This is a genomic window from Arthrobacter sp. SO3 (assembly GCF_020532825.1).
Classification (GTDB): Bacteria; Actinomycetota; Actinomycetes; order Actinomycetales; family Micrococcaceae; genus Arthrobacter.
The window spans coordinates 1-2,037 of sequence record NZ_MQTS01000214.1 but is presented as its reverse complement, the minus strand read 5'-3'; the positions used below and the strand labels follow the sequence as shown (position 1 = coordinate 2,037).

Here is a 2,037-nt window from a genome sequence, read left to right as displayed (position 1 = left end):
AGATGTGTATAAGAGACAGCATTAGTGGGGTGTGGGTTTATGTTCTTTGCGCTTCCCTGTGGATACGCACATGAGTTGTTGCCTGTGGGGCTCGCTGATTAGCAGTGTTGGGTGTAGCCCATAACCCCGTGGGTCGGCCTCACCTATTGCTTCCCCCTCACCTATTCGTGCTAACAGGTGTTCCCATGTGATGGCAGTGTAGTTCCGCCTGTGTAGTGGGTATCTTTTGTAATTGGGTTCCCTGCATGCGTGCGGGGTGTGGGCTGGGTTTTACATAGGGGATTGTTGCTGCGCGGCTAGCACGACTCTTAGTTGTGTGGGTTGTTCACTGCGAGTGTCGGCCGTGCGGTTACCCGTGTCGTTCATTGCTGGGGGGGGGGTTCTCACTGTGGGGACGGCGAGGGATGCGGGTATTTGTCATCAGTGCTTTCGCGGTGTGTGGTCCCGTCCACACGCACGGATTAGGTTGCCTACCTAATAACCGACACAGGGGATTGGCTCCCCATATGTATCCCCTGTTCTCATATAAGTGGGGGAGTGGCCCCCTTAGGACCCTTCCCCATGGTTATTTGTTGGCGAATCGTTGGCTGATTAGAAGTATTTTTAGAAAGATTGTTGGGGCAAGTTCCTTGATTTCTAGAGGATTTAGAAGGTATTGATTGTTTGCTTTGAAAGTTTTTTGAAAAAAGATTGTTGAATTCTATTGTTTTGCTCAATTTATCTGCTATTGTTTTTTATCGGGGGACAGGAACAACAGCCCAGTCCGAACGAAAGATGTTTCACTGAAAGTTGCTTTTGCTCCTTCTACCTCGTACAGCGAGAGTTGGAACGTACTGAACATTGAGAATTCAATAGCGAATCGCACCGTATCGCCAGATGACGACCGAACAGCGCCCCCGTAAGTATTGGGCCGCTGCGTCTAGGAAAGATGGGGACTCATGGGTTCCCTGCCACTTTGGGATCCCTGAACGTCTGATGATATGAACTGCCTCCACCATGGGGCTACTACTACAAGAAAGAAACCACAATCCGTGTTGGCTCTTTTTACTGATGCTGCTGATGACTATGTTTGCCGCTGGGTTCTGCGCCCCTGACAGGCCAGCAACCGGTCAGCAGTATCGGTATGGATAGCCAAACTGACTTATCCAACAAGGGGACAGGGTTAGCATCCGCTGACTTTCCCCACCACGCATGAACCTACCCTGATGGCATCCGGTCATCAGAAAGGAACTGCCAATCAAATAAAACAAACATACATAAAAAGGAAACACGCGCCATGAACACGAACACCAACGACTTCGACATCACTGACCTGACGGCCCTGAATGCTATGGCAGCCCAAGACACGGTTAGCCTGACCCGGGAACAGGCTACGACGCTGACGAAAGCCATCAAGGAGAATCTGAATACACTGCCTACCTTCATCATGCTGTGCTTAAAAGGCAAAGCGTATAAGGCAATGAAATACACGAGCGTTTCTGAATGGGCTCAGGCGGAGTTTGGTTTGAGTCGTTCACGCATCTACCAGTTGAACATCGTGGCTACTGCTGAGCACGCCATGCGTAACCAGTTCAACCTGTCCGCTGGCTTCACTCTTGCCGAAGGCCAGTTCCGTCCTCTGGGTGGTGACCTTGGAGCGGTTCTGAATACTATTGCCGCTGACCTTGCCGCCTGCGATATTGCGGACACCGAGAGCGCCCGTGAGTCTGTTGTCCATGACAGCATTTCCAAGATGATTCGGGCTCTGGAACAAAAGGAACGAGACGCCAAGGCTGCGGCCCGTGCGAAGGCTGCCCCGGTTCCTGCTGCTATCACTGACATCGTCCCGACGGCTGAGACGGCTTCGGCTGACAATGTTGTTTCCTTCACCCCGCGCTCCGAGAACGCCAAGCACATAGGGGCGGTTCCCATGTCCTACGAACTGGCGCTGGTGAAGGCTAAGGACACCGGCCATGTGCTCAGGGCTCCTGACATGGTCACATATTCGGTGTGATGTCAGTGGCGGTTTTTGATGCCGAACTGCAGTACCAGGCTGGT

Annotated in this window: 1 protein-coding gene; it reads left to right on the top strand. The window is 52.2% G+C overall.

What is annotated here, in order from left to right; translation table 11 throughout:
- The first annotated feature begins 1,276 nt into the window (after nucleotides 1-1,276).
- A complete protein-coding gene (locus BJQ90_RS19020; protein WP_226761763.1) occupies nucleotides 1,277-1,993 on the top strand; it encodes a hypothetical protein in 717 nt (238 codons plus the stop codon).
- Nucleotides 1,994-2,037 lie beyond the last annotated feature (44 nt).

Bases quoted from the DNA above. Each gene is read 5' to 3' on its own strand.
- BJQ90_RS19020 (WP_226761763.1), top strand. From the start codon at position 1,277: ATGAACACGAACACCAACGACTTCGACATCACTGACCTGACGGCCCTG.